This window comes from Thermogemmatispora carboxidivorans (assembly GCF_000702505.1).
GTDB classification, from domain to species: Bacteria; Chloroflexota; Ktedonobacteria; order Ktedonobacterales; family Ktedonobacteraceae; genus Thermogemmatispora; species Thermogemmatispora carboxidivorans.
In genome coordinates, this window is the sequence record NZ_JNIM01000001.1 from 670,567 (window position 1) to 692,189 (window position 21,623).

Below are 21,623 nucleotides of genomic sequence, written 5' to 3' on the forward strand. Positions count from 1 at the left end.
GAGGCAGAGCTGCTATTGCAGATTGAGCAGACGGCAGTCTGGGCCGGCTGACGCTCGTCGAACTCAGCTGTCCTCGGATTCTCCTTGGTCTGAGCCTCAGTAACTGAAACAAAGACGTGGCTCAGGCGTATCTTCTTTGTGGTATCATACGTACTGGTTAACAAGAAACCGGGCGGCATGCTCCACGAGCTGGATGCTGAGATGGGCACTCGATGAGTCCTTTTGTTGACTATTATGCTGTGTTAGGGATAGAGGCCAGTGCCTCCCCTGCCGAGGTCAAGGCTGCTTTCAAGAAGTTGGCGCTTCGCTATCATCCCGATGTCTATAAGGGCGAGGATGCTGAGGAGCGCATGCGTCTGATTCTGGAAGCGTATCAGACGCTCAGCGATACTGAATTGAGACGTGCCTACGATGAGCGTCGCCGGCAACAGCTTGGCCTGGCGGGGGCAGCTCGCTCAACGCAGACGGAGAGGGAAGGTAGCAGCTCTAGCTCTGCTAAGGCGACGAAGACTGAGGTCTCTCCGCAGGCCCGTCGTGATCGCCAACGCTATTATGATTTTCCGGCGCTGGATGGCTCAACGACTATCTATCTAGGTGAGGTCATCTATAGTCTGGATGCTGAGCAGGCGGCTACCTTGAGGGAGCAGGGATTGCTGCGCGGTAGCGTCAGCGGTGGCCGGGCCCGCAAAGATGGGACGGTCCATGTGCCGCTCTCGTCAGCTGCGGGGTCGTCGGGGAGCGATGTTCACTACTGCCATCGCTGTCGCCATCGGTGGCCTGCTCCCTCGGGAGCAGGATCGGCCTCATCAGCTCAAAGGGTTGCCTGTCCGCGCTGTCGGGCCTATGACTGGGCGGAATATCTGCTGTTGCGCTGTGTTCACTGCCGGGCGGTCTTCGAGAGTGAGCAGATTCGCTATGAGGTCGGTGTCTATCGCTACAGTGGGGGCAGGCTCTGTCCCCCCTACGAGCTTTTTCCGCTCTGCCCTTATTGTGCGCGTCCTCACTGGTGCCCTGCTGAGGAGGTGCGTCTTGAGCGAGAGCGGGCAGCGGCGGCGCGACGGCGTGGTCTCTCTTTTCTCCTGGCACTCGTCTTCCTACTTGCGGTGGTTGCTGCGCTGAGCTTCATGGCCCTGACCACTCTCATCCATTGAGGAAGAGAGGCCGGCCTGGCGCTGGCCGAGGCGAGGTCTGTTCTTCTCCTTCCCGCGTCCACTGGAACTGGATGCTGCCGGTAATCTATGGCCTACCCGAGGGAAAGCAGAGAGATGTCTGCCTTGCTTTTAGAAGGGATTTATCCGCCGGTCCCAACGTTTTTCACTCCTGACGAGGAGCTTGACCTGACAACGCTGGAGAGCCACCTCCGCTGGCTGGCTGTCAGTGGTATCGCCGGTTATGTGGTCCTTGGCTCTAACGGTGAAGCGCCCCATTTGACCGCTGAGGAGCGAGTGCTGGTCATTCGCACCGCGCGTCAAGTCATCGACCAGCTAACCTCCCCCGAGGGAGCGGCGCGTCCCCGGCTCCGCCTGCTCGCCGGTTGTGGCGAGCAGTCGACGCGAGCCACCGTCGCCGGCTGTGAGCGGGCGGCCCAGGCAGGAGCCGACGCCGTCTTAGTATTGCCCCCTTTCTATTTCCGTGGACGGATGAATGGGGCGGCCCTGCTGGCCCATTACCGGGCAGTTGCCGAAGATTCTCCTGTGCCCGTCGTTATATACAACATGCCGGCCAATACGGCAGGTCTGGATCTGGAGGCATCGCTGATTTGCCGCCTGGCCGAGGAGCATCCCAACATCATTGGCCTCAAAGATAGTGCCGGCAACATTGCCAAGCTAGCCCAAATCGTCGGCCTGCTAGAAGCCAGCCGTCCCGCTTTCTCCGTGCTGGCTGGCAGTGCTGGTTTCCTGCTGCCAGCTCTGGCGGTCGGAGCACGGGGAGGAGTGCCAGCTCTGGCCAACGTTCTGCCACAGCAGGTCTGCCGTGTCCAGGCGCTTTTCGCGTCCGGTCAGCTGGACGAGGCACGCCGTCTACAAGCGCGGCTGGTGGCCCTCAATACCTTGCTGACCACAACCTATAGTGTGGCCGGACTGAAGGCCGCTCTGCAGCTGCTCAAGGGCTATGGGGGCCGGCCTCGCTCGCCAGTCTTGCCACTGGATGAGCAGGAGCTTGCTCAACTCAGAACTGCCCTGGCTCCTTTCATCGATGAGGGCTGAGCTAGCTGACAACAAGCCAGTCTCTGGCTCAGACTGGCCAGAGCTGTCGGACCTACCATGAGCGTGAGGGACGCTGCTCGCTCGAACAATCGAGCATCGTAGCGGCCCTCGCTCGTCTCTAAGTCAGGATTAGCTGCTCGCCTCGACGGTAAAGGTGGCCACCTGGGCAAGTTGGGCATCGCTGCAGTCGGAGGTCGTGCACCAGTAAATCTCGACCGCTCCCTGGCCAGCCAGATTGTAGTAGCCGGCGAAATAACCGGCGTCGTAGTCAGGTTTCACTTGCAAGATTTTGTTATCGAAGGCGTGGACATTATCCAGGTACCACTTGGCTATCATGTAGCCACTGCTACCGCTCTTTATTTCAAAAGTGGCATAGATAGTCTGATGAGTCTTAAAGGTCGAAGACAGATGAGTTGGCGTCACATCTTTCACCTGATCGGCCATCTGCACCTTAGTGACAATGGCACTGGCCGAGGTAGCGATGGGTGAGCCAGAGGGTGAGGGGCCCTGCTGATTAGAAGAGGCTGGGCTGGTTGGAGCCTCAGTCGCTGTAGGCGTCAGCTGGCTATTGGCGGTGGCCTCCTCTGCTACAGTTGTAGCGGCGATAGCGGTAGCAGTCGCATTGATGTCGCTCACCACGCTATTGGAAGCATTACGCGCTAGGATGAAAAGACCGCCGCAGCAGGCAGCGACGATAACCAGCAAAACAACGCCGGTGATGAGCAGCACCTTGCCAACGTTGCTCTTACGCGGAGGGGTAGGGGGCGGACCATAGGGGCCTGGGCTGCCAGGTGCGTATGGTCCGGCTGGCGAAGGGCTATAGGGATCAGTAGGCACATTCGGCGTACCGTAGGGGTACCCTCCCTGGGGGCCGTAGTTAGTAGCCGGTGGAGGGGGAGGGGTCTCCTGCTGGGGAGTGGCTGCCACCGTGGGGTCGTAAGGGGTCTGGCCGGCAAGGTTATAAGGTGTAGGATTGCCGCAGACCGGACACGAGGCCGCTCCTGTAGGGAGCGCTGCCCCGCAACGATTGCATTGCATTGAGAAAAACCTCCTCACTTAAGTAGGCAGCAGACGATGGATGTTCGGCAGAGCCAATGCTGTGGTCCAGGAACCTCTGAACTGAGATAAGATACTGAGAAAGCCTGTCTGGGCCTCTGCCTGCTTTTACCATCCTTCTTCGACGCAGCCTGTTCCTTTCTCTGCCAGCTCCCTTGCTACTGACCCTGTGGATTGCTGCTTGCTCCTCGGCCTGACTGCCTGCTCTCATAGTCTAACACGCATCATCAAGGCTGCCAGGTGGCAGCTCCGAGCCATCTCTAGAGAAAACGCTGGCAAGGGGATCATTTTGCAGTAGATTTACTCCTTGCCGAGCCGGAGCGGAAGCGGGTCGGGAACTGGCCGCTGCTAGACCAGCCTGGCTGGGGTGAAGCTGCCGGGCGCAGCAATCCATCACCCTGTCACGACGGTAAAGGTGACATGCTGAGCCAGGACGCGGTCCGTACATTGGGTGGTGCTGGCCCAGTAGAGATCAACGCTTCCTGTTCCGGGTTGGCCGTAGATAGCGTAGGAGTAGCCAGTTTGGCTGTAGGGCCTGACAGGAAAAGCAAAGTTAGTCACACTATTGCCATTAAGATACCAGTAAACGCAGACGGCTCCGGCCTGGCCATGCGGATGGAGAGCAAACGTGACATAGATAGCTTGATTCGTCTTAAACGTTGTCATCACCTGAGTGGGCTGGCCGGTCTGTGTATTAACGGCGCTGGCCAGCTGAGGCTGATCAATATAAGACTGCCCGGGAAGCGCGGTCGCTGAAGGGGAGGCAGTAGCGCTGGCCAGCGGCGTAGCTGATCCTTTAATGCTGGCCGTGGCGGTCACGGCATTCTGCAAGCTGGCGCTACTCCCGTTGGGGTTAACCAGCATATTGGTGGCCATGAACCAGACAAAGAGCAAGATAATGGCTGCCGTTACCAGACAGGCGGCTGAAGCAAAGAAACCCAGGCGAACGTGGCCGGGACGATGAGCAGGAGCAGTGAAGGCTGCACGAGCAGTGGCTGGTGTAGCAGGCGAGAACTCCTGCGGGGGCGCAGCCTGCTGAAGCGGTGCCCCGGCAAGCCAGAGCGGCTGTTGTGACTGGGGCGGCTGTTGTATCAGCTGTGGCTGGAAGACAGTGGTTGGGCTAGAGGGATCAACGTCGTTCCTGTCTCCCCCTCCTGGTGGTAGGGGAGTTGGCTGAGGTGCCGGCCCAGACTGAGGCCAGCTCGGGAAAGGCATTTGCTCAACGGAGGCAGAAGCCGCCCCCACGCTGCCAGGTTGAATCTGGGGCATCGGGGTCGGGACGGCTCCCCATTGATATTCAAACGGCGCTGCCCTATCAGGGGCCAGAGACGATGGCGATGGGGGGACCTGGCCCAGGACGGAGCCACAGCGGGGGCAGCGGCTATCTGTCCAGCCTGGCGAGAGCGGCAGGCCGCAGTGTGAGCACCTTCTCATCGGTCGTTTCTCCCATACATGCTTACGAGTGATCTCAGCGTTATTTCCCGTTACTTTTTTAGTAACGGTCAAAGGATGAACCAGCGGGCGGCTCTTCCCCTGAAAAGGCTATCACACAGAGGCCGCGGTCAGGCCCGCTGGCGGGAAAAGCCTGGAGAAGGCCAGACAGCTATATACTGGCCGCTATCTATGATATAATGTGGTTCAAGTTCGTAGCGGTCGCTGCTGAAGTACCACGGGCAGAGGATAGCACATCTCTCTGAAGCAGAAAGGTCGGATAAGACATCTGGCCTGGTTGACCTGAGAATATCTGGTCCTCTCCCGCAGAGGAAAGGGCGCATCTTCCATCCGTGGCTTGCAAGAGAGGCAGTGACCAGAACAGGGTGACAGGACGTGTCGCAACAGTGTGAAGTGGAGCAGGTGCTAGGCCAACACCTCTCACGGTTACAAATATGCTTACAACGTGCATCCGGTGCAGGCTCTGGCCCCGAGGAAGGGAGCGATGCCTGGCTGTTCTTGCAGGCGCTGATAGGCGACGATGAAGCCGGGCTGCGAAGTCGCTTTGAACGTTCGGGGCGCTGGCTGGCGGAGCAGGGGGGGAGATTGGACGCCCGCCTGGAGGCTATGAAGGCTTATATCGATGCCCTCAGCGAGGAGCTGCAGGCCATTTTTGCTGACCAGCCCCAGTTACTGGCGGCAGCACTTGCGCGCCTTTACCGGCTGCAGTCGACCTGCTCGCTGGCGCTGACTCAAGGTTATCAGGAGGCGATGAGTCAGATCGCAGATCAACAGCGGCGCTTGCTGGAACGTCATAGCCGGCATCTCCTGGCTCTGCAGCGCATCAATGGCATCAACAACTCCAGCATGGATCTTGACCAGACGCTGGAAATGACGGCCCACCTTGTGGCAGAGGAGCTGCAAGTCGAGCTGTGCGCGGTCTTCTTTTACGATGAGCTGCAGCGCTTGTTGACCCTGCGGGCGACAAATGGTCCACGACCGCTTGGAGGCATGCATTTCACCCTGCGCCTGGGTGAGGGATACAGCGGCTGGGTGGCAGATAAAGGCCATCCCCTGTTGGTTCGCGACGTGATGAGCGACCCGAACTTTGCGGCTGAGGCCACCACCTACGATACGGAGTATCACGGCTTGATGGCGCTCCCGATTATCTTCTTCGGCTCAGTCGAGCGCCTGATCGGCGTCATCAGCGTGCAGTCGGAGGAGCCGCGCGACTTCACGCCTGATGAGATCAACTTTCTAGAGGTAGTGGCGGGGATCATCGCCATCAATGTTGAAAATGGACGCCTCTACGAGCAAACCGATGAGCAGCTGCGGCGCAAGGTCCACGAGCTGGCAACCATTCACCGCGTCACCACTGTCATTGCACGCACCTTAAACCTTGACGAAGTGCTGCAGATGATCACGACTCAGGCGGTGCATCTCAGCGGAGCCGAGCGCTCTTGTATCTTTGAACTGGATGCAGAGACGCAGACACTGCACATTCTGGCCCACTATGGCTTTGGCGGCAGCCAGATCCAGCAGGCACGCGTCAAAGTAGGCGAGTGCTGCGCGGGGCGTGCCGTCCAGACGGGGCGCCCAATCATGCTCGTCGACTGTTTCCAGCAAGATGAGAAATGTTTCCTGCGTGCTGATCCTTTCATTTCGTCAGAGATCCATTCAGTGCTTTGTGTTCCGCTAGAGGTAAAAAGGAAAGTTTTGGGGTGTATTTGCATCTATAGTAGTCATAGACACTTGTTGAGTCCTGAGCAAATGCAGCTGGTGGTGACCTTTGCGAATGAGGCGGCCATTGCCATTGAGAATGCGCGCCTCTACGAGGAGACGCGGCGGGGTCTGGAGCTGAAGTCGATGCTACTGCGCGAGTTGCATCACCGGGTCAAGAATAACCTGGCCACGGTGGCCGGCATTCTCTCGTTGCAGCGCCGGCGGACGCGCTCGCCCGAGGTTGGTAATACTCTGGCGGAGAGCGTCAATCGGGTCCAGGGGTTGGCGGCCACCCATGATCTATTGGCGCATGAGGATCTGAGTGAGGCGCGAGTTGATGATATTGCGCGCAAGATCGTTGGCGTTGCCAGTGCGAATCTTAGTCCACCGGAGGCTCATATCACCTTTAAAGTTGAGCCATGTCCGATCGTGATTCCCTCGCGGGCGGTTACGATTCTGGCCCTGGTGCTCAATGAGATGGTCTCCAATGCCATCAAGCATGGCATGGCTGAGCTGAGTGAAGGAACGGTCTTGGTGCGAGGACGTGAGGAGGAGGGCCTGGTGGTGGTGGAGGTCATTGATACGGGAAGGGGGCCGAAGAAGCCCTTAGAGGAGGATGAGAGCGGTGAGGGGCTGGGCCTCTCACTGATTCGCAACTTGCTTGCTGATCTGCGTGGGAGCTTCAGTCTACGGCGTGTGACCGAGCTAGAGCCGCCGGCTAGCACGCCTGGCCTCAAGCCAATCTGTGGGGGCTATACGGTGGCGGAGGTGCGCTTCCCCCTGACACGCACGCATGCACTTGCCTCGTAAGCTGCCTGAGTCGTGTTGTGCAGGTGAGCTGGCCAGTGTATTGCCCAGGCCAGGCTGGGGTGGAGCCTTTCCATGCAAGAATCCTGGTCGTGGCCCCATGTGGGGTCTTTTCTGGCTGCTACCGCGGTTGGGAGAAGGTGATGACATGTCTGCTCAAGAGCGCAAGCCGAAAATTCTCGTTGTTGAGGATGACGAAGCTATTCTCAATGTCCTCAGTCTTTTTCTATCATATGCTCACTTTGAGGTGCGTGGGGCGCGTAGTGGAAAAGAAGCGATGGAGCTCGTGCCCAGCTTTGGCCCTCAGCTCATTGTTCTCGATCTGAACATGCGGCCTATCTCAGGCTGGGAGGTCCTGCATTGGTTGCGTGCCAGCAAGCTGAGTCCACCTATTCGCGTGCTGGTCTTAACGGCCTCGACGCGCCTGAGCGAGCAGGTCCGTGGTCTGGAGGGGGCAGTTGACTATTTGACCAAGCCGACGCAGCCGAGCGTTCTGGTTGAGCGCATTCGCAGTATCCTGGCCATGAGCGACGAAGCGCTGCTTTCGCTGCTCCAGAAGCGGCTGCAGGAGCAGCGTCGCGTTCTGGAGCAGCTCGTTCAGGCTGGCAAAGATGAAAAGATGAATGTGTCTATCAAGACCTATTAAATTAAACGGGGACTGTGGAAAGAGCGTGTCCACAGGCAGTACAGAAGCGAGTGCTGGCCAGGTGGATGCGCCCGCAGCCGGGGCACTGGTTGATTGGGCAGCCGCAGCGGGTACAGTAGCGCATGTGGGGTTTATTAAGGTGCTGGCAGTTTGGGCAGAGGTAGCCAGTGGCATAGGGTTGGGCTGCTCCGGGCGCAGGGGGCCTGGCTGGTGAAGCGGCTGGGGCTGCCTGCGCAGGCTGAGGAGCTGAGGAGACAAAGCGCTCCCTTTGATAGGCTGGTTGATAGGCTGGCAGCCGACCGGTAGCGTGGATAGCCAGATCGAGAGCATCGGCCAGCTCGCTGGCTCGTTGGTAGCGCTGGGCAGGGTCCTTCATCAGGGCTGTCAAGATCACCCGCTCCACCGGAGGGGGCAGGGTCGGATTAAAGCGGCTTGGTGGTGGTGGTGGCTCGTAGAGGTGGCTGTGAGCCAGGGCCGGGTAATTGTCGCCAAGGAAAGGCGTGCGACCGGTCACGGCCTCATAGAGCATCACACCCAAAGCATAGATATCGGCCCGTCCATCGACCTGCCCGCCCATGCATTGCTCTGGAGACATGTATTCAGGGGTGCCGACGCCGGCGCCCGGGCGTGTCAGCTGCTCATGGCTGCTTGCCAGGACCTTAGCGATGCCGAAGTCCGAGAGGATAGGGCGGCCCGAGCGATCCATCAACACGTTGACCGGTTTCACATCGCGGTGAATGATCCCCTGGTCGTGGGCATAGCTGAGGGCATCGGCAATCTGACGGAAGATAGGCACTGTCTCTGCCAGATCCATCGTCTTCCTCTGGGCACGGAGCTGGTCGAGCCGTTGCTTCAGTGTGCCCCCATCGACCAACTGCATAACGATATAGAGCAGCCCGTTATATTCGCTGGCGTCATGGACCGTCACGATATTGGGATGAGAGAGGCGAGCGACCAGGCGGGCTTCGAGATTAAAGCGCTCGACGAAGCTGCGGTCTGAAGCGTACCAGGGCGGGAGCACCTTAATAGCGACCTCGCGATCCAGATTTTCCTGGCGGGCGCGATAGACGCGGGCCATGCCGCCCTGGCCCAGCGGGGCCAGAATCCGATAATTTCCGAGTGTTGCTCCGATCAGCTCATCGCGTTGTGGCTGCACAACTCACCCCATTGAAGGGGGCACCCTGGTGGAGGCTGCCGGGCCGAGAGGCCAGCAACCAGCCGCGGCATCCAAAGTGATGCGACGCGGCGGGTGCCCGACCGATGTGACACACGTTCCGGGCCTGCCTGACTTGGCGAGAGGGAGGCAAACCCGGGGCCGAAGAACCGAACCAACAAGCCAAACCCAAGAAAGGATGCTGTGGCCAGACCGCACGAAGCCAGCCAGGCCGGGTGACAGTACGTTGAGCCACCACAGATCTGTCATCAACGTTTGGCGAAGACAAGCACGGTTTGCCCAAGCTGAATCTTATCCCCCTCCTGGAGCGGATAGGGTTGGTACTTAGTGATCATCTGGCCATTCAGCCGGGTTCCGTTGGCGCTCCCCTCATCTTTCAGGGCATAATTGCCATTGCCCATATTGATGATCGAAGCATGCAAACGAGAGACAGCCAGATCCTCCAGGAAGATATCGCTTTCGCGGCTGCGCCCGATACTGAGCGAATCCTTGCGGATCTCGTAGACGCGACCGGCCTCCTTTCCTTCTTCGACGCGCAAGATCCCGATCCGACTCTGCGGTCCTGTTGTGCGCAGCATCGTCTTATCGGCCTCGGAGAAGGCGGAAGGAGCAAGCTCCTGGGGCTGACCGAACTGGCCGGGCTGGCCAGCGGGGCCGGTGGGAGCGAAGCCGGGCAGAGAGACTGGCTGCTGAGCCTGCTGAGGCTGCTGCCAGGGGTTGCCGGCGGGCGAAGGAGGTACAGGTGTCGCGGGGACCTGCCCCATCAAGCCGGCGCCCTGTGGAGGCTGGAGTCCCTGGCCCCAGGGCTGGGAGGGAGTAGCGCCCTGAGCCTGAGCCTGGGCCCAGGGATCGGCGGAAGCAGGCTGTCCTGTTTGTTGCCCGCTTTGACCCCAGGCAGGCACCCCTGTTGGGGCAGAAGGTGGCTGCTGCGGCTGCTGTGACAGGCTCCAGGGCGCAGTGTTGCCACTCTGTGGGGCTGCCTGGCCCCACGGGTTCTGAGCAGCTGCCGGCGACTGGCTCTCCCAAGGCGAAACGGGGCTGCCAGCCGGCGCACTATCCCAGCTCGCACCCGAGCCCGAGGGAGAAGCTGCTCCCTGGGCCTGTCCTGGGGGCATGCCCCACGGAGGGCTTTGCGGTTGCGCTTGAGCACCCCAGGGAGATAGCTGCTGACCTGGCTGCTGGGCCTGGGGCTGTGGCGCGGACCAGGGAGCCGGCTGGGGCTGTACTCCTGCGGCTCCTGGGCTACCACTCCAGCCGCCAGGCTGCTGAGCTTGAGCTGGATTTTGGGCGCTCCAGGGCGAGAAAGGAGGCTGCTGCTGGGGCTGGGCCGCCATGCCTGGGCCGGGGCTGCCCCATGCGCCGGGCTGCTGTGCTTGGGCAGACTGGCCCCAGAACTGGTCGGGGACGTTCCCCATCGCTTGCTGGCCCCACCCTCCGGGAGCGGCCTGGCGCTGCCATTCTGGTGCCTGAGCCTGCGCGGCGCTCGTCTCCTCATCCCGCTTCTTGCCGCTGCTGCGTATCAGCAAGATGGCCCCCACGATCAGGATGATAACGACGACCGCTGCAATGACGAGGATGAGCGGACTCGATAGTAGATTATGCATACTGGTTCACCCCTCCGAGTTGTAGGAGCTGCCTGGCCGATCCACATATCCTCGCGGAGAAAGCGACCGCGTGGGCCGTCCCTACAACTGCAAAATAGCGTAATAGCTCAGCGCAGTTCAAAGCGAACCTCGACGCTGCCGAAGCGAAGAATATCTCCATCCTTAAGTACATGCTCCTCATGCGGTGCAAGAACCACTCCATTTAAGCGGGTTTTATTCAGGGCGTTCAAGTCCTCAACGGTAAAAGTACCATGCTGATTGCGGATATAGGCATGCCGTCTGCCAACTGTCTTATCCATGAGATTAATCTCGGGGTAAATTCCGAGAATTGGATCGTGGCGACCGACGACCATTTGCTCACCGGTAAGGGGAAAGACCTGGCCCGTAGCGATGACGACCAGGCGGGCCTGTTTTTGAGGAGGCATGCGGGGAGGAGCGGAGCGCTCTCCCTCGGAGGGCTCGGCATGCTCATCAGCGCCTACCTCGTGAACACGCTGCAGCAGCTGCTCCAAGGCGGCCAGGAACTCCTGGGGAGTCTGATAGCGCTCTGCGGGCGCCTTGGCCATCGCCTTCTGGAAAAACTGGTCCATCTCCGGCGGCAGCCCTGGCCGCTGCCGGCAGATCGAGGGCACTTTCTCATTCATGTGCTTGATGACAATATCGACCGCTGTCTCACCCTCAAACGGCGGATGGCCGGTCAGCATTTCAAACAGGACGGTGGCGACCGAATAGAGATCCGAGCGGGTGTCTGCCGAGCGCCCGCTCTCGGCCTGCTCGGGCGCAATATAGTAAGGAGTGCCCATGAACATGTTTGACCGGGTCAGGGTAACCGTCTCACTGCTGCGTGCTAGCCCAAAGTCGGTGATTTTGACGACATCCTTCGTGTTGATGAGAATGTTCTGCGGCTTGATGTCGCGATGGACCACTCCATGCCGGTAGGCAACGTCCAGACCCTCGGCAATCTGATGCGCGTAGTTGAGCGCGCGTGAGGGTTTCAGCGGCCCATAGGTAATTGTATGGTACTTGAGATTCTGCCCATCGATGTAATCCATCACGATAAAGTGCATGTTGTGGTCTTCCCCATAGTCAATGATGCGCACAATATGGGGATCGCTCAGGTGCAACAGGATGCGGGCCTCACGCTGAAAACGGGCCAGCAGCTCGCTGTCCCCCGCCAGCTCGACGTGCAACACCTTGATGGCATAAATATGGTTGTTCTCGAGGTCACGAGCAACATAGACGGTGGCAAAGTTGCCCCGCCCTCTTTCGTCAATCAGTTTGTAGCGACCCTTGATGACACGCCCGATCATGTCACCGTCCATGGCGCAATCTCCTACTTAAAGGCTATTCCTCGCGGCTATTATAGCATCATTCCCTGTCTCATGTCATTGGTACGTGGCTTTTTTCATCGCTCCCATCTCGGGAAACCTGTGTTGATAAACCGGGTACGATATGGCAATAGATCACTCTTCGAGCACACACGCCGGCGCTTCTTGCTTCGCAGGCCAGGAACGCATATAGTGATAGCGTACGCTCGCCGACATCCTTCAGCGTTGCGCGGGGACGATCTGCTGTGCAAAGGCCCTTTTCCAAGAAGATGGTACCAGTATTCCTTACTGTTAAAGAACGCTCTTTTCTTTCTGAGTGGGAAGGTTCCTGTAATGTCTGGCTTTATTTGATCAATCTTGATGAGAAGGAGACACTCGATGGGAACTATTCGCGGTGTACTGCTGGATATCGATGGCGTGCTGCATGTGAGTATGCAGCCCATTGAGGGTGCCGCTCAGGCGCTGCGCTGGCTAGAGCAGCAGGGGTATCGCTATGCCTTCGTCACCAATACTACAACTATGGCCCGTCCAACGCTGGCGCAACGTCTCCAGGCGATCGGGCTGCCGGTCTCTGCTGAGCAGCTTATTACGGCTCCTGTCGCTACCGCGGCCTATGTGCGCCATGCCTACCCAGGCAAACGCTGCTGGCTGCTCAGCAAGGGAGATACGGCGGCTGATTTCGCTGGCATTGAGTTGGTTGAGCCTGACAGCTCGGAAGCGGAACACGTCGATGTCGTGGTGATCGGAGGGGCCGAGGAGCTCCTTTCCTACGAGAATATGAACCGTGCTTTTCGCCTGCTGATGGCTGGGGCCGATCTGGTCGCCATGCATAAAAACCTCTACTGGCGTGTGAGCGATGGGTTGCGCCTCGATAGTGGGCCATTCGTCTCGGCTCTAGAGCTGGCCTCTGGCAAGCAGGCTGTGGTTATTGGAAAGCCGGAGCGAGCCTTCTTCGCGGAAGCTGTACGCTTGCTTGGAACGGAGCCAGAGGAGACGCTGATGGTAGGAGACGATCTTGTCAATGACGTCCAGGGAGCCAGACGGGCCGGCCTGCGGGCCTTGCTCGTCTGCACTGGCAAGCACGGACCGGATACGCCTCTGCTGAGGGAGTGCCCACTAGAGGAGCGTCCCGAGGCGCTGCTGCCTTCGGTGGCAGCTTTACCTGACTATCTTGCTGGCCAGGGCTGAGGGAGGCCGATCAAGGCCAGCGGCCTGGCTCGCCCTCGCCTTCCGGGAAAAAAGCGGCGAGCTAGCTCGTTGCCTCCTCTCCGTCCTTCGTCTCCGTTGGCGCCTGCTGGCCGTTGATCAGTTCAAAGCGCATTTCAATATTGCCGAAGCGGAGGATGTCGCCGTGCTTGAGCGCCCGCTCTTCGCCTGGCAGTAGAAAGCGACCATTGAGACGGGTGCGGTTCCGTGAGTGGAGGTCCTCGATGGTAAAGGTGCCTTGCCGGTTGCGGATGCAGGCATGGCGCCTGCCCACCATCTTGTCGGCCAGGCTGATATCGGGATAGAGATTGCGCAAGGGATCACGTCGCCCAATGATCATCTCCTGATTGGACAAGAGAAAGATTTTCCCCGTGGCCAGGTGGACAAGTCGGGCGGCGACTCGTGGGGCGGGTGCCTTCTCTGTGGAGGCTGGAACCTCGATCACGGTGCTTTGCTCAGGAAGAGCTAGCGCACTGCTTGAGGCTCTGGACAGGCTGGTCGGTTGAAGATGGTTGGCCGCGGCGCGGCGCAGGTCCTGCAGCGCCTCGATAAATTCCTGGGGCGTTTGATAGCGCTGCTCGGGGTACTTGGCCAGGCCTTTTTGGAAAAACTGGTCGACAATAGGGGGAAGATCAGGACGCAGCGGTTGCAACGCTGGAATAGGTGTACTCTTATGCTTGACAATCAATTCCATCACGTTGCTGCCCCGGTAGGGCGGTTGGCCGGCCAGCATCTCGAACAGGATGGCCGCCAGTGAGTAGAGGTCAGAGCGAATGTCTACCGTGTGGCCGCTGTCGATCTGCTCTGGGGAAATGTAGTAGGCCGTGCCCATAAATTCATCAGTCTCGGTAATCGTCGGGGTATCCTTGGCCCGCGCCAGGCCAAAATCTGTAATTTTCACCTCACCCCGGTTATTGACCAGGATGTTCTGCGGTTTCAGGTCGCGGTGCACGATGCCGCGACTGTTGGCCGCCGCTAAACCAAGAGCGACCTGCTCTGCGTAATTCAGGGCAGTCTCCAGGGGGAAGGGACCACGGCGCTGCATAATGGCGCGCAGGTTGTGGCCATCGACGTAATCCATGACGATGAAGTGGACCTGTCCATCCCAGCCATAGTCGATGACATGGACGATGTGAGGATCGTCAAGGCCCAGCGGGAGCGAGGCTTCTCGCTGAAAACGCTGCAGGATCTCCGTATTGCGCAAAAATTTATTGTGTAGCAGTTTAACTGCGTAGAGATAGTTGGTTTCCAGATCGCGGGCAATGTAGACTGAGCCAAATGCTCCCTCCGCAATCTGGTCAATCAGCTTATAGCGCTCTTTGACTAAATAGCCGAGAAACGTGTCGTCCATAGAAACAGCTCCTCCTCCTGACTTACCTGACCGTCTCGACTGACGTGATCGCGCTGTGTCCGTTTCACTATATCATAACGACCGGAAGAGGCCGAAGCCAAACTGGCCAAGGGTGGCCACAAGCACGAGGGCGTTGCGCAACAGAATAATCTCGAAGAAGCCGGGCAGCGTCTGCGCGACCTGGGGCGCACTAGCCGGGTCAGCCAGGTGAGGATAGTAGAAAACGTAGATTGAGCTTGTCAGCAGGCCGATGGCGATCCAGAGGAGCTGCCAGGTGCGAGCACGGGAGGGAGGGGTACGGCTCAGAGTGGCACCGACGACCAGGGGAATGACCCAGAGGAGATATTGCGGGCTAAAGACCTTCCCTGTCGTGATGAGCAGCAGCAAGAGAGCGAGCATGCTCTCCCAGAGGTCGAAGACGCCTTTGCATTGCAGCCAGAGCGTCAGCAGGAGGCCGAGGCAGAGCAGGCCCATCAGGAGCAGGCTCACGATAGGAGCCAGAGGGCTGACGACGTTGAGGGAGCCATAGCTGAAAAGGAGCTGAAGCGGCTGGCCAGGGCCGAGCCAGTTGCTCAGCCAGAGCAGGCTTGCGGCCAGCGATTCGACCTGGGGAGGGCGCTGGCTGAAGTAGCGCAGCGGTTCTAGCAGCGCGCCTGCTGGATTGAACAGGGCGAAGAAGCCGCTGACCAGTGCCACGGTGGCGACAAAGAGCAGCAGGTGACGCCAGCGCCAGGCTTCAATCTTGGGCAGCGCCTCCCGACCGGCGCTGAGATGCTGCTGCTCGGCCAGAAAGAGCACCGGCAGGCCCACCAGGGGATAGAGCTTGAGGAGTGTACCGCCCGCCAGAGCGAGATAGGCCAGGGTCCACCGTTCGCGCCGGGCCGCTATCAGGCAGAGCAGGACACACGAGGACGGCAGCAGATCGTAGCGCACCTGAAGCAGGGGACCACCTCCCAGGATGAGCAGCAGCGTGCCACTCAGCGCAGCCTGGGGCGAAACGAAGCGGTACAGCAGCCAGATGAGAGCGGCGGCCACACCAAGCATCAGCAGCGCAAAGGTTAGGGTATAGTACGGGGGTGGAACCAGCAGCGGCAGAGAGAAAGGGATAAGCGTCAGTGGAGGATACTCTTGTGGTAGAACGTGAAAGGGAGGCTGAACCCCGTGAAGCGAGAGAAAGGTGCACTGCTGCGCCGGCAGCCAGTGCAGGGCTGCGCTGCCGAACCAGAAAAGGAGGGCATAGCACTGGTAACGGAGCAGGTCAGTTGGTGCAAGGAAGACCTGCCAGGCGCTCTCGAGAAAGAGCGCCGTGCCAAGCAAGAAGAGCAGCCAGGGAGCTGGCCACCGGCGCAGGTCGGGTATCCAAAGGGGAGTGGAGCGTCGCATTGCCATCGCGCCACTCAAGAGGCAGAGGTAGGCGTCGAGGCTGCGGAGTCGCGTTCAGCCAGCATTTCCACGAAGACCTCGTACGTCTTACGGGCGATTGCCTCCTGCGTATAGTTTTTCAAGATATGCTGGCGGGCCTGGCGCGCCAGGCGCTGATAGAGGTCCTGATCCTCAAGCAGGCGTCGCACGCACTCAGCCATTGCGCGGGCATCGCCCTCGGGGAAGATCAGGCCGCCATCGCCTACTGTCACCGGGATCTCGCCCGAGCTCGAGCCGACCACGGGCACCTCACAGCACATGGCCTCGGCCATCGAACGTCCGAACTGCTCCATCCAATTGGGGCGTGTCAGCGAAGGTTGCAGCAGCACATGCATCTTGCGCATCTCGTCAGGGACCTTATAGCTCGGCAAGCTGCCCAGGAAAGTCACCCGTTCAGCCACGCCCAGGCGCTGGGCCATCCGCTCCAACTCATCGCGCAGCGGCCCGTAGCCGATAAAGACCACGCGGCAGCACTCTGGCAGCATAGCCAGAGCCTCGATGATTAGCGGCACGCCCTTCTCCTCCTTCAGGCGGCCCACATAGCCCAAGATAAACGGCTCTCCCGGCTGGTAAGGCCGGCGCTGGGGATCGGGGTAGTGCAGGCTGGGCTCCGCTCCGAACTGGGCAATCAGATGAATCTTGCCCTTATAGCCCTTACGGCGCAGCACGTCGCCCGCCGCCTTATTGCAAGCCTGAGCGTGTCTGGCGTGTTGGTAGCAGTACAGCTCAAACTGTCGGAAGGGAGGAGGATAGCGGCGATAAAGGTTTTGGAACGTTGAGAAGATCGGCAGCGCCCCGTAGCGCCGGGCCTGGCGAATCGCCTGGTAGGTTGCGAAATTATACGGCTCCTCATCGATATGCACAATATCGGGGCGCACGCGGCGCATAATACTATTGAATTGAGGATAGTAGTGGATATGGAAATGGCCATTGAGTGCCATCGGCGTCACGATCAGCTCGTAGCCCTCCAGGTAGACCCGTTCCAGCTCCTGCTTACTGCCATCATCGGCCAACCAGTAGGGAGGGGTCACAGCGATCAGCTCGACGCCGGGACACTTAGCCAGCTCCTCCAGCTTGCGATGAGAGGTGCCGGCGACGTAGGCCTTAGAGATCGTCAGAACGCGCATCGCACTAAGCTCTCTCCAGCGATAAAGCTGCTTCATAGGCAGCCAGCGTCTCGCTTGCGGTCCGCTGCCAGCTAAACTGCGTAGCGCGGCGCAGCGAACGGGCGCGCAGGTCTGCCTCAAGTCTCATGTCACTGAGAACAGCATACATTGCATCCGCGAGGGCGTCCAGATCGGTAGGATCAACGCATAGCGCGGCGTCGCCTACCACTTCCGGCAGCGAAGTCCGATTGGAACAGACCACGGGGGCGCCGCAGGCCATTGCCTCCAGAGGATCGAGGCCAAAGCCCTCGTAGAGCGAAGGAAAAACGAAGAGGCCGGCGCCGCTATAGAGAGCGGGCTTATCTTCATCGTGCACAAAGCGTACGATCACCTTATCGGCAATGCCCAGCTCAGCGGCCACCGGGCGTGGATCGGAGAAGCGCGGACCACGCTGTCGGTCGGGATCACCCGAGATCAAGAGGCGCAGATCTGGCTCGCCCAGGCGCTCGTAGACGCGCGCGAAAGCGCGCACCAGCTGCGGAACATTCTTTCGTACATCCAACCCCCCAAGATAGAAGACATAGCGCTGATGCTCGGCCAGGCCGTAGCGTGCACGCGCCGTGGCCAGTTGCTCAGGATCGTGCACTGGGTGATACTCTTCGCCGGCGGCCTCGTAGATCACACGGATGCGCTCGGAAGGCAGCTTCAGCGTCTCGACGATATCGCGCTTCGCGTGCTCGGAGACCGTAATAATCAGGGTTGCGTGCCGCACCGCATAAGCAATGAGCTGCATATAGGCCTCGATCCTGGCTCCGGCGCGATAAATAGGCAGATGCCAGGGAATCACATCATGCACCGTGACGACGACTGGCATAGAGGCCCGCAGCGGTGGCGCGAAATAGGGGATATGGAGCAGATCAACGCCGTGGCTCCGGGCTGCGCGTGGCGACGTCATCTGCTCCCAGAACAATTTTTCAATGTTCTCACTGCGAGCCAACAGAGAGGGAACAGGCGTCGCGACATAGCGCATGTGATCGGAAAGAGCGAGTGGTGGCGACTCCGGGCGAGGCCCCAGCAGAATATACTCGTGGCGCTGGTCGAGCGTAGCCAGGGCTTTGAGCAAGTGCAGCAGATACTGACCGCTCCCGCTAGCGGGGTAGCGAAAGAAGAGGGCATTAATGCCGATCCGCATAGGAAGCCTCCAGCGTAGTGAAGTCCGTGAGGCCCTCATAGAGCTTCTGATAGACCAGAAGCATTTTACGGGCCGAGGCCTCCCAAGTATAGCGTTTCGCTTGCTCCAAGCCTTTTTGGCGCAGCTCCTGGCAGAGCTGCTGGTCGTCGAGCAGGCGTGTGATCGCGGAAGCCAGGGCCTCGACGTCATAAGGGTCGACCTTGAGGGCGGCCTCGCCGACCACTTCGGGTAGCGAAGAGGAATTCGAGGTGACCACGGGGGCGCCGCAGGCCATTGCCTCCAGGGCGGGCATACCGAAGCCTTCATAGAAGGAAGGATAAGCGAAGACATCGGCCATACTATAGAGCATCACCAGGTCGAGCGTGCTGACATGCCCCAGGAAACGCACCTTCTCCGCCAGGCCCAGGCGGACCACTTCCTGCTCGGTCTCTTCATAGAGCCAGCCCGGGCCGCCAACGATGACCAACATTTTCGGGCGTGGCTTGCGGCTCAGAGCCTGGTGGAAAGCGCGAATCAGACCCAAATGGTTCTTGCGCGGCTCCCTGGTTCCGACCGTCAAGACGAAAGGATGTTTCAGGCCATACTTATAGCGTGTAGCCTCCAGCAGCACGGGATCAGTCACGCGCCGGAAGGCGCGGCCCACCCCAGGAGAGATAATAGCCATCTTTTCGGGAGGGGTTCCCAGATACTTGGTGAGGGTACGAGCCGAAGCCTGAGAGACCGTGGCGACCACATCGGCGCTACGTGCTGCCCGTGGAACCACCCCGCGCAGATAGGCGGCCAAGGAAGGAACAGCATACTGTGGGTACTCCAGGAACGCCAGATCATGGATAGTCACCACAGTGCGTGGGCGGCGACCAAAGCGGCTGAAAGGCGGCAAGACAAAGTCCGGGCCGTGGTAGAGATCGACAGGGCCAGTGAACCAATTCGCGTAGGGCGGGAGCTGCCAGCGATACCAGAGAATATTGAGGTAGCGCTCAGGAATAGGAATGCGCCGAATCGTCACATGCTCGGCTTGAGGGAAAGTGCGTCCCTCCTGGGGGGGCTGGCTGCTCAACAGGACATAACGGTTTACCTGATCTTGAGCGAGCAGGGCCTCAACCAGGCAGCGGATATAGGTCCCGATGCCTGCCCCTTGCCTGATAGCCGTTGTGTAGTCAATGGCAATGCGCATAAAGACATCCCTGGCCTTTGTAGAGATCTTCCCGATGGATTGAGCGCTGCTCGACCGATGGCGCCATACCTGTCTCCGCTCATGGCCGTGAGCTTGCTTGACGCTTGCCTGACCTGTGGCTCTGCTCAACTTTGCTTGTTCAAGCGATGAAGATCTGTTCCCACCTGCCTGTTGGCGGATGAAGAGGAGCAGAGGCAGGGCATGCAAGAAGAGGCCGTAGAGCGAGGCGGGCTTGCCTGCCAAAGGCCGACGATTCTACCGCGGGGCCATAGAGACCCAACCCGGAGCAACCCAACCGTTTCCACCAGCGCGCGGAACAGTAACGACTCGGATTGGTTCAGTCAAACCATGCCGAAATGACGAAAGAGGGGCGAGATGCCACAATGATGCGGAGCCAGGCAAACAGGGAAGCGCTGGCGACTCTCGCCCCAGAGTAAGCCGGGCGGGGCCGGCGCGCAGGGCTAGCCGGGTGGCCAGCCGAACGGGCGCCCGCCCAAGAGATGGAAGTGCAGATGAAAGACCGATTGTCCGGCGTCGGGTCCGACGTTCGTCACGAAGCGATACCCGCGCTCGGAGAGGCCGAGGTCCTGAGCGAGCTTATTGGCGACGACGAAGAGGTGGGCGAGCAACGCCCCATCCTGTTCCGTCACCTCCTTCATCGAAGCCAGGTGGCGCCGTGGAATCAACAGCACGTGATGGGGTGCCTGTGGATTGATGTCCGCAAAGGCGACGGCCTCAGCATCCTGATAAAGGATCTTACTCGGGATCTCGCCGTTGGCGATCTTGCAGAACAGACAGTCTTGCATAGTTGCCTTCCTCAAGCCAAGAGGGGCCGGGACTATCTGGCTCTCTCGCCTGGGCGGGAGAGCAAGAGAGAGGTCAGCCCGACTCTTGCCGATTACTCCTCCGAGACCGGCTGGCTCTCGGCGGCGTGAGGTGTAGCTTCGACGCTTCCAGAGCCAGCGCTCTCCCGAGAGAGAGAGACGATCTCGGGAGTGGGCGAGGTGACCATAGTACCAGCCGGCAAGACCGGTACCGCTTGCTTATTGTCCCTGGACTGGACACCCGTTGTCAATTCCTGGTCATGCAAGCTAGGATCATTGTACTGCGGCAGCTTCAGCTCCTGGCGGATGAGGCGGATCGCCTGGTAAACCACAGCGGGCTTGAGCGAAAGCTGCTGCGCGATGGTACGATGGACGCCGATTGGAGGCACAGGGAGAAACGGCTCATACAGGGCCCGGATCTTCGCCAGTTCTTCGCTGTTCCCTCGGTAAGGCTGGACCTCCCACCAGCTTGGCAACCTCTCGCGCTCGCGCAGGGCCTTAACGATCTTCTTCACCGCCGATTTAGGGATATTCAGTTCATGGGCAATCCGCGTACGGATGCCGTCGAACTCAACAGGCTGGGCCAGCTCCTTGTAGCGAGCTTCGATCAGTGCCACCTGCTCTGGAGTAGGCACGAACGGAGCCGGCGGAGGAGTTTTTTCGCGCTTGGGCTTGACCGGCTGTGGGAGAGGCTTCGCTGCTTTTGCGGGCTCCTTTGCCTGCCGATGATGAGGATGATGACGGTGGGCAGCCTGGCCTGATCCTGGCCGGGCACTCCCTTTCCCGCTGGGACCGAGGCCAGTGCCAGTGCCAGCGCCAGTGGATCTGAAGAAAGGGCCGCTCTGGCGGGGACCACGTGCAGGACCGCTCTCCACGGGAGAACGTGGACGCTGGCCTAACGTAGAGTAACCGCTGCGGAAGAGAGGACCCCGACGCTCCGCTTCCCAGTACTGAGCGGGGCCACGTGGCCCTGGCCAGTCCCGTTCCCTCTCTCGCTCCCGCTCCGCGCGCAGAGGGCGCTCCACCGGTCGTGGCCGTGGGCCTTCTCGCCCGGGGGGGCGCGTGTCGGCAGGGGGGCGGGAGGCTGGTCCCTGCGGTGAGCGGAAACGCGCAGGTGGCTCTGGCTCACTGACCTTGATGTCCTGCAGATGATCAAGCCAGTGGTTTGTTCCTCCCGGGGAGCTGGGGGGACGCGGGGGCGGCGGCGGCACTGGACGGGGCGCGCTCACTGGTCTCTGCGGCCCTGTTTTGGTGACCTGCTTCTCTCTCCGCGATTTCTGATTGCACTCAGGGCAAAGGGCTTCTTTAGCATTAACCGACTGGAATCGCTTGCCGCAGTTGATGCAGCGCATCTTGACTTTACTCATGCAGTT

The 21,623-nt window shown here is 59.9% G+C and carries 17 protein-coding genes and 1 pseudogene; 6 read left to right on the forward strand and 12 right to left on the reverse strand.

The annotated features are described in order from the left end of the window. Window positions 1–212: 212 nt before the first annotated feature. Window positions 213–1,151: a J domain-containing protein gene (locus N688_RS02605; protein ID WP_052887830.1), complete on the forward strand. Its 939-nt coding sequence runs from the start codon at window positions 213–215 to the stop codon at window positions 1,149–1,151. 114 nt (window positions 1,152–1,265) lie between these two features. Then, window positions 1,266–2,207 carry a dihydrodipicolinate synthase family protein gene (locus tag N688_RS02610; RefSeq protein ID WP_052887831.1) on the forward strand — a complete coding sequence of 314 codons (942 nt, stop codon included), beginning with the start codon at window positions 1,266–1,268 and terminating at the stop codon, window positions 2,205–2,207. Window positions 2,208–2,336: 129 nt separating this feature from the next. Here the strand turns inward: N688_RS02610 and N688_RS02615 are convergent, their stop codons facing one another. Both N688_RS02615 and N688_RS02620 read right to left on the reverse strand, forming a co-directional pair. Then, window positions 2,337–3,245: a zinc ribbon domain-containing protein gene (locus tag N688_RS02615; protein ID WP_156025258.1), complete on the reverse strand. Its 909-nt coding sequence runs from the start codon at window positions 3,243–3,245 to the stop codon at window positions 2,337–2,339. A 411-nt stretch (window positions 3,246–3,656) separates the two neighbouring features. Continuing rightward, window positions 3,657–4,532 carry a hypothetical protein gene (locus tag N688_RS02620; RefSeq protein WP_052887833.1) on the reverse strand — a complete coding sequence of 292 codons (876 nt, stop codon included), beginning with the start codon at window positions 4,530–4,532 and terminating at the stop codon, window positions 3,657–3,659. 1,029 nt (window positions 4,533–5,561) lie between these two features. On the opposite strand from N688_RS02620, the pseudogene N688_RS23895 reads away from it, so the two are divergent. The 3 genes and pseudogenes from N688_RS23895 to N688_RS02630 all read left to right on the forward strand — a co-directional run. Beyond that, window positions 5,562–6,719, forward strand: a pseudogene (locus tag N688_RS23895) (GAF domain-containing protein); the annotation flags it as partial. Between the two features lie 96 nt (window positions 6,720–6,815). Then, on the forward strand, window positions 6,816–7,226 hold the full coding sequence (locus N688_RS23900; RefSeq protein ID WP_420341009.1) for an ATP-binding protein: 411 nt from the start codon (window positions 6,816–6,818) through the stop codon (window positions 7,224–7,226). Between the two features lie 145 nt (window positions 7,227–7,371). After that, complete coding sequence (locus tag N688_RS02630) at window positions 7,372–7,869, forward strand: response regulator transcription factor (RefSeq protein ID WP_052887835.1); 498 nt, start codon at window positions 7,372–7,374, stop codon at window positions 7,867–7,869. Between the two features lies 1 nt (window position 7,870). Here the strand turns inward: N688_RS02630 and N688_RS02635 are convergent, their stop codons facing one another. From N688_RS02635 to N688_RS02645, 3 genes are all read right to left on the reverse strand, one after another. Further along, window positions 7,871–9,025, reverse strand: coding sequence for a serine/threonine-protein kinase (locus N688_RS02635; protein ID WP_052887836.1), 1,155 nt, complete (start codon window positions 9,023–9,025; stop codon window positions 7,871–7,873). Window positions 9,026–9,291: 266 nt separating this feature from the next. Then, window positions 9,292–10,647: an FHA domain-containing protein gene (locus N688_RS02640; RefSeq protein ID WP_052887837.1), complete on the reverse strand. Its 1,356-nt coding sequence runs from the start codon at window positions 10,645–10,647 to the stop codon at window positions 9,292–9,294. 107 nt (window positions 10,648–10,754) lie between these two features. Beyond that, window positions 10,755–11,969, reverse strand: coding sequence for a protein kinase domain-containing protein (locus N688_RS02645; protein WP_052887838.1), 1,215 nt, complete (start codon window positions 11,967–11,969; stop codon window positions 10,755–10,757). Between the two features lie 384 nt (window positions 11,970–12,353). On the opposite strand from N688_RS02645, the gene N688_RS02650 reads away from it, so the two are divergent. Further along, on the forward strand, window positions 12,354–13,163 hold the full coding sequence (locus N688_RS02650) for a TIGR01458 family HAD-type hydrolase (RefSeq protein WP_052887839.1): 810 nt from the start codon (window positions 12,354–12,356) through the stop codon (window positions 13,161–13,163). A gap of 61 nt (window positions 13,164–13,224) precedes the next feature. Here N688_RS02650 and N688_RS02655 read toward each other — a convergent pair whose 3' ends face one another. From N688_RS02655 to N688_RS22620, 7 genes are all read right to left on the reverse strand, one after another. Next, complete coding sequence (locus N688_RS02655; RefSeq protein ID WP_052887840.1) at window positions 13,225–14,532, reverse strand: FHA domain-containing serine/threonine-protein kinase; 1,308 nt, start codon at window positions 14,530–14,532, stop codon at window positions 13,225–13,227. Window positions 14,533–14,604: 72 nt separating this feature from the next. After that, the gene (locus N688_RS02660) at window positions 14,605–15,921 is read right to left on the reverse strand and encodes a glycosyltransferase 87 family protein (RefSeq protein ID WP_052887841.1); all 1,317 of its coding nucleotides are present in this window, start codon (window positions 15,919–15,921) and stop codon (window positions 14,605–14,607) included. Between the two features lie 8 nt (window positions 15,922–15,929). Then, window positions 15,930–17,081 carry a glycosyltransferase family 4 protein gene (locus N688_RS02665; protein WP_202901822.1) on the reverse strand — a complete coding sequence of 384 codons (1,152 nt, stop codon included), beginning with the start codon at window positions 17,079–17,081 and terminating at the stop codon, window positions 15,930–15,932. 4 nt (window positions 17,082–17,085) lie between these two features. Further along, entirely contained in the window at window positions 17,086–18,252 is a 1,167-nt protein-coding gene (locus N688_RS22140; protein WP_162179477.1) for a glycosyltransferase family 4 protein, read from the reverse strand. After that, entirely contained in the window at window positions 18,236–19,426 is a 1,191-nt protein-coding gene (locus tag N688_RS02670) for a glycosyltransferase family 4 protein (protein WP_156025261.1), read from the reverse strand. The genes N688_RS22140 and N688_RS02670 overlap by 17 nt, the downstream gene beginning before the upstream one ends. Before the next feature lie 461 nt (window positions 19,427–19,887). Continuing rightward, window positions 19,888–20,232 carry a histidine triad nucleotide-binding protein gene (locus N688_RS02675; RefSeq protein WP_052887844.1) on the reverse strand — a complete coding sequence of 115 codons (345 nt, stop codon included), beginning with the start codon at window positions 20,230–20,232 and terminating at the stop codon, window positions 19,888–19,890. A gap of 92 nt (window positions 20,233–20,324) precedes the next feature. Continuing rightward, window positions 20,325–21,617 (reverse strand): FmdB family zinc ribbon protein, encoded by a 1,293-nt coding sequence (locus N688_RS22620; protein ID WP_156025262.1) that lies wholly within the window; start codon window positions 21,615–21,617, stop codon window positions 20,325–20,327. Window positions 21,618–21,623 lie beyond the last annotated feature (6 nt).

Excerpts from the sequence above, each read along its gene's own strand:
- N688_RS02650 (WP_052887839.1), top strand. The coding sequence starts at position 12,354 with ATGGGAACTATTCGCGGTGTACTGCTGGATATCGATGGCGTGCTGCAT.
- N688_RS22140 (WP_162179477.1), bottom strand. The coding sequence starts at position 18,252 with ATGCGGATCGGCATTAATGCCCTCTTCTTTCGCTACCCCGCTAGCGGG.
- N688_RS02620 (WP_052887833.1), bottom strand. The coding sequence starts at position 4,532 with ATGCCCCAGATTCAACCTGGCAGCGTGGGGGCGGCTTCTGCCTCCGTT.
- N688_RS02630 (WP_052887835.1), top strand. The coding sequence starts at position 7,372 with ATGTCTGCTCAAGAGCGCAAGCCGAAAATTCTCGTTGTTGAGGATGAC.
- N688_RS02640 (WP_052887837.1), bottom strand. The coding sequence starts at position 10,647 with ATGCATAATCTACTATCGAGTCCGCTCATCCTCGTCATTGCAGCGGTC.
- N688_RS02615 (WP_156025258.1), bottom strand. The coding sequence starts at position 3,245 with ATGCAATGCAATCGTTGCGGGGCAGCGCTCCCTACAGGAGCGGCCTCG.
- N688_RS02610 (WP_052887831.1), top strand. The coding sequence starts at position 1,266 with ATGTCTGCCTTGCTTTTAGAAGGGATTTATCCGCCGGTCCCAACGTTT.
- N688_RS02655 (WP_052887840.1), bottom strand. The coding sequence starts at position 14,532 with ATGGACGACACGTTTCTCGGCTATTTAGTCAAAGAGCGCTATAAGCTG.
- N688_RS02675 (WP_052887844.1), bottom strand. The coding sequence starts at position 20,232 with ATGCAAGACTGTCTGTTCTGCAAGATCGCCAACGGCGAGATCCCGAGT.
- N688_RS02645 (WP_052887838.1), bottom strand. The coding sequence starts at position 11,969 with ATGGACGGTGACATGATCGGGCGTGTCATCAAGGGTCGCTACAAACTG.
- N688_RS02665 (WP_202901822.1), bottom strand. The coding sequence starts at position 17,081 with ATGCGCGTTCTGACGATCTCTAAGGCCTACGTCGCCGGCACCTCTCAT.
- N688_RS02670 (WP_156025261.1), bottom strand. The coding sequence starts at position 19,426 with ATGCGCATTGCCATTGACTACACAACGGCTATCAGGCAAGGGGCAGGC.
- N688_RS22620 (WP_156025262.1), bottom strand. The coding sequence starts at position 21,617 with ATGAGTAAAGTCAAGATGCGCTGCATCAACTGCGGCAAGCGATTCCAG.
- N688_RS02605 (WP_052887830.1), top strand. The coding sequence starts at position 213 with ATGAGTCCTTTTGTTGACTATTATGCTGTGTTAGGGATAGAGGCCAGT.
- N688_RS02660 (WP_052887841.1), bottom strand. The coding sequence starts at position 15,921 with ATGGCAATGCGACGCTCCACTCCCCTTTGGATACCCGACCTGCGCCGG.